The following is a 4619-nucleotide window of genomic DNA, read 5'->3' as shown; positions in this document are numbered from 1 at the left end:
GATCAGCAGCTTATCGAGATCCAGCCTGCGCAAAGTCACGGCCGTCGACCGAATCATCCGACGAAACGCGAGGAGATCACCGCTCAACGATTCAGCAGTGTAGGACAGACCGACGACCCGCGTTCTCGGATCCCTGCGCGCCAGCTCGCTGACGAAACCATGAAGCGGCTCGTTGGTAACCGGCACCATCACGTGTAGCGTGTCAATTTTCGCGCTATCGACGAGCGCAAGCACGAGGCGCTTAAGCATTTCTTCGTGGCCGCCGTTGATGCTCGAATCGCAATATATTCCCAGCTTCATTCGTCTGCTCCTTGCGTAAACCAAGAGTTCCCGCACTGCTAAGGGAACGAACGCCTGCGGCGGCAGAATAGCCATAACGTCTAAGCAAAGCACTCTTACGCGGATGCAGCATATGAGCTTACTTCGCCAGAAGCTATCATCCAAGTTGAAGTTGGCAGTCTCACACTAGGTTTTCATCCTTCAATTGTGTGAGCAAAGCGGATTCACGAACGATTCCCATTCGTGGGCGCGCGCTGGCTTATTCGAAAGTGGCAGCGTGACGAGTGCTCCAGCCGATTTGACGCCAAACTTCCTTGTTTCAGGTGCTGCTGATGTCGCGCTCTCCCACACATGGGCTTTCATGCTGCCCGAGCAGCAAGCGTTCGCATGCGCGTCAAGTTGTAGGCCGCCTGAGTCAGCAGAAAGAGTTGGTCGACTCGCTTCAGACCACGATACATCGCCTGCCGAATCCTCCCGACTGTCTTACCCCAGCCAAACACCTGCTCAATGCATTTGCGTTTGCGCTGACTGATAGCGTAGCCGGACCATCGCGTCGTTCGAGCGTCAATCGCGGAGCCGCCCGCGCGTCCATCGTTTTGCGCCACATGGGGCGTCACACTGTTCGCGCAGCACGTCGCCACGAAGCCGGCCGTGTCGTAATTTTTATCTGCACCTACCGTAATGGACGTACCGGAAAATCGCGCGGCGTCCGCAAGCATCTCTGCGACTGCCGCATCGTCCATCGCCAGTCCCACGAACCAGCGAAACAACAGGTTGTACGAGATTTGCTCCATCACATGCGTTCGCTGCGAATCGAATACAGCACTTGCAACAGCAGTGCGCGAATCAGCTTCTGCGGCGCGATGCTCGGGCGGCCACCCTTTGCGGCGCTCTCGTACATGCGCGAGAACGACGTGTCCATGCGCGTGAGCGCCTCGTTCAGCCACAACCGAATCGGTCGCAGCGGATGATTAGCTGGAACGAAGTCGTCCAGCTTGGACATCGTGAACATCGACTCGGTGTAGCCGTCCGCTCCGCGCATCGCTTCGGTCTCAGTGGTGTTCGGCTCCCTGATTCGACGCTTCTCCCTTTCGCCAGGATGACCCGCGTAGGAGGGGATTTCAACAGTCCGCGAGACCCATGCGCGGCGCACCGTCGTCTCGCTCATGCAATGAATTGCCTGATCGACCATGGTGGACAGCGCTTGCCCGTAGTCTTCTCTCGGATCGCCTATTGACAGTGACGCCGCGGCCGCTGTAGAGATACAAACCCAAACCCTTGACTTGGATCTGACGTAAGCGTCGTTCTGATTTCAGGATACGCGCGTCATTATTGCAGTGCAGCAGGTCATCCGGCTCTTTTATGCGGCTCATAGTTCGAAACCGTCAGTACATTTGAGCAAAATTGCGCTTCGCACAGTGATTGCGGAAGGACCGTGCTTAGTAAATGATCCGCCATGAGAGAAGCCGCCGACCCTGCGACTTCTCTCAATCGCGCCTTCCGGCCGGAATTCGCGATGATGAACGAGGCGCGTTTCTCACTGTGTCCACTACAGCCCAATAAGCGCTGTGAAGGCGCGTTAGCGGACTGGGGAACACCTTCAGGAGTGGTCTCCATCTTGCACGTAGCCAGAGTTTTCATTCGTAAAATCGGCGTCAGGGGGGGCATCGCTTGGTCCCTATGGCTGATTGCAGCATTTGGCCTCAACTCTCCATGCGCCAGCTTGTCGATTCAGGCCTTGAGCGCCCACTTCGCCTGCTGCCCGGTTCAGCTGCCTTTTGTCCGAGAATTGATAGCATAAAAGTCCAATTTTTGTTTGACGGTTCGGCGAAGTGGGCGGAAACTGCTAGACGGCTTATAACTGGCGGTTTCGAACTGAAGTGCAACATCTACTGCCGAAAACCGTGAAGTCCTTTCCTTGAGGGTGAGTGGAGCGGCGGAGACCTAGAACCGAGAATCGAACGAGTGAGTCGCCAGGTTGGCTGTTCAGACTTGTCAGCGCTAGGGTCGATGTCGTCCCTACTGCACACCAATTGGGCGGCGCCTTCGGGCAGGTTATGGCACAGAAATCCGTTGGGCATCTCGCTGTTCACGCCTGGCTGCAACGAGTTCTTGATGCCGCGACATTTTCTGTCTTCAGCACCGGCCGATGTCGCTGCCCGCCGTAGGTAGCTTTCCCCTCTTTGGAACGAAACAACTATGGTCCTGCGCGTGCGGCAGTTTCTCTGAGAGGCGCGAGGCAGTCTCACTAGATGCTACTCTTGGAGCCGTAAACTCACCATGTTGCACGACCCTCTGTCCGTGCTGGCGCTAACCGTGTCGCTTCCGGTATTGGCTTTCGTCTTCCGGGTAAGGATAATAGGTTTTCTGATAATGCTGTTGGGCACGCTTTCGTCAATTGTACTAATGCTTCTTTGCCGACAGGCGCGACCGCCGGTGATCGCCATCCTAGTGGATGCTTTGCGCGTGATATCGACGTCGGTATCGGCGATCATGTCAATCGCGACGAGCACCGCGCTGCGCCGCACGGCTTCGGAATACCGACGCTCGCCGATCAGGGCGCGATCGACATCGACGAGCGTCCTGCGGATTAGACCGCGCTGGCGCACAGCGCATCGGCGCCGTGGGACGCGTCGATCGGCGCGAGTCTGCCCGCGCCGTCGACCGAAACCCTTGATCGTCGTGTAGGGCCGGCGTCACACGTCGTGCAGGTAAACGCCACCGCAAGGCGCCTCGCGGCGGGCCTTTTGAATCGTAAGCGCGCCGAGCAAGGGCGGGTCTCTTATCATCCCACTCTCGATGCGCTCTCCCAGGATGTTGTGCGGAGGCGGGTCCGTTCGCAGGCAAGATACCGGCCGAGTTGCGTGTTTTTGGTGGGGAGCGTGATATCGGGAGCGTTTGACTGGAACGCTCGTCGTTTTTTTCGTCGTTGAGGATTTCGAACGTCCCTTGTCGGAACAATTTCCGTAAAGGCGGTTTCAACGCAAGTACAACGCGGGGTTAATGTTCAGAGCCTTTAGGTCCGCTCGGGGAGACTACGCCTCAAATGGCGAATGGAACGTGCGAGCTGCGCGCGCCCGACTGACGCCGGTAGCATCAGGTTCGTCCCTTTTCCCGTGATGCCTTCATGTTCATACATAGCCATATGGCAGTTGATCATATCAAGCTGGACCCGTCCTTTTCATAACGTCCAGCAGTTCCGCCGTCGGCGGGTACACATAGAACCGCAAGGGCGCTGGCAGCGTATCCGACGCACTGGAGGGTGGTCGAAGCAGATCAGCAAGCTGACTCGGCGATCGGTACCACTGCTTCAAACACCGAGGGCACGGCAATGTCGGTATCGGAAAAATCCAAAAATATACTTAAGAAATGGCTGCCCGACGTGCTATTCGTGAATTTGCTCTATCGAATGAAAATAGGCAGGTTCCCTCGTCTCGCGCACCCAGTAACGTTCAATGAAAAGATTCTCCGGCGCAGCCTTTACCCGGATCCAAGATTCGCCGATCTTGCTGACAAACTGCTCGTACGTGAATATGTGAGGAATGCGATCGGTGAGGAACACTTGATCCCCCTCCTTACAAGACCGGACGTGTTCACGGACGAAGTCTTTAACTCGTTGCCATCTTCGTTCGTGATGAAGGCAAATCATGGAAGCGGATTCGTCAAGATCGTCCGGGACAAGGCGAAGACCTCCTTCGAGGAACTGCATTCGCTCGCCGAACGCTGGCTGGCGACCAACTTCTATCACGTCGCCCGTGAACGGCATTATCGTAAAATCAAGCGGCATGTCTTCTTTGAAGCATTGCTGCTTGATTGTGACGGAAATCTACCCGCCGATTTCAAGATTCATTGTTTTAATCAGACACCGGGGAAGCAAAGGGCTTTCATCTTACACATTTCCGATCGCTTTACGCCTAACCCCCGGGGCGACTTTTACGACGAGGAATGGAATCACCTTGATATCAGTATTGGGCACTATCCGCGGAGCAAAATCGCCTCCCCACAACCGGACAACCTCGACGCAATGCTTGCTAAAGCAAGGGTCCTCTCTTCAAGCTTCGACTATGTGCGGGTCGACCTGTACGCTCCTCTCGCAAGAATCTACTTTGGTGAGTTAACCTTCACGCCGGGTGCAGGTGTCTATCCGCTGTATCCTGAAAGTGTCGATTACGAATGGGGGTGTATGCTTTAGTTGGACGTGGGACTGAGACGACGGTTCTGTCGCAATGAGTCAACAGTTGAATAGGAAGGTTTGCTGATGTACTCGAGAGTGCCGAGTTCTTGCGCCTTTCTCACGGTCTCATCTTGGCGTTCGTGAGCGCCGATCCAGTTCTCGGTAA

At 55.8% G+C, this 4619-nt stretch carries 1 protein-coding gene and 2 pseudogenes; 1 reads left to right on the top strand and 2 read right to left on the bottom strand.

The window, feature by feature from the left end:
• Together AWB81_RS40595 and AWB81_RS40590 are read right to left on the bottom strand one after the other, a co-directional pair.
• Positions 1–300, bottom strand: a pseudogene (locus tag AWB81_RS40595) (glycosyltransferase); the annotation flags it as partial.
• A gap of 338 nt (positions 301–638) precedes the next feature.
• Positions 639–1321: pseudogene (locus tag AWB81_RS40590) on the bottom strand (transposase).
• A 2220-nt stretch (positions 1322–3541) separates the two neighbouring features.
• Here AWB81_RS40590 and AWB81_RS40580 point away from each other — a divergent pair.
• The gene (locus AWB81_RS40580; RefSeq protein WP_374730548.1) at positions 3542–4471 is read left to right on the top strand and encodes an ATP-grasp fold amidoligase family protein; all 930 of its coding nucleotides are present in this window, start codon (positions 3542–3544) and stop codon (positions 4469–4471) included.
• The last annotated feature ends 148 nt before the right edge of the window (positions 4472–4619 follow it).

Origin of the sequence: Caballeronia arationis (genome assembly GCF_001544975.2) — a bacterium.
GTDB classification, from domain to species: Bacteria; Pseudomonadota; Gammaproteobacteria; order Burkholderiales; family Burkholderiaceae; genus Caballeronia; species Caballeronia arationis.
This window is presented reverse-complemented; position numbering and strand designations above follow the sequence as displayed.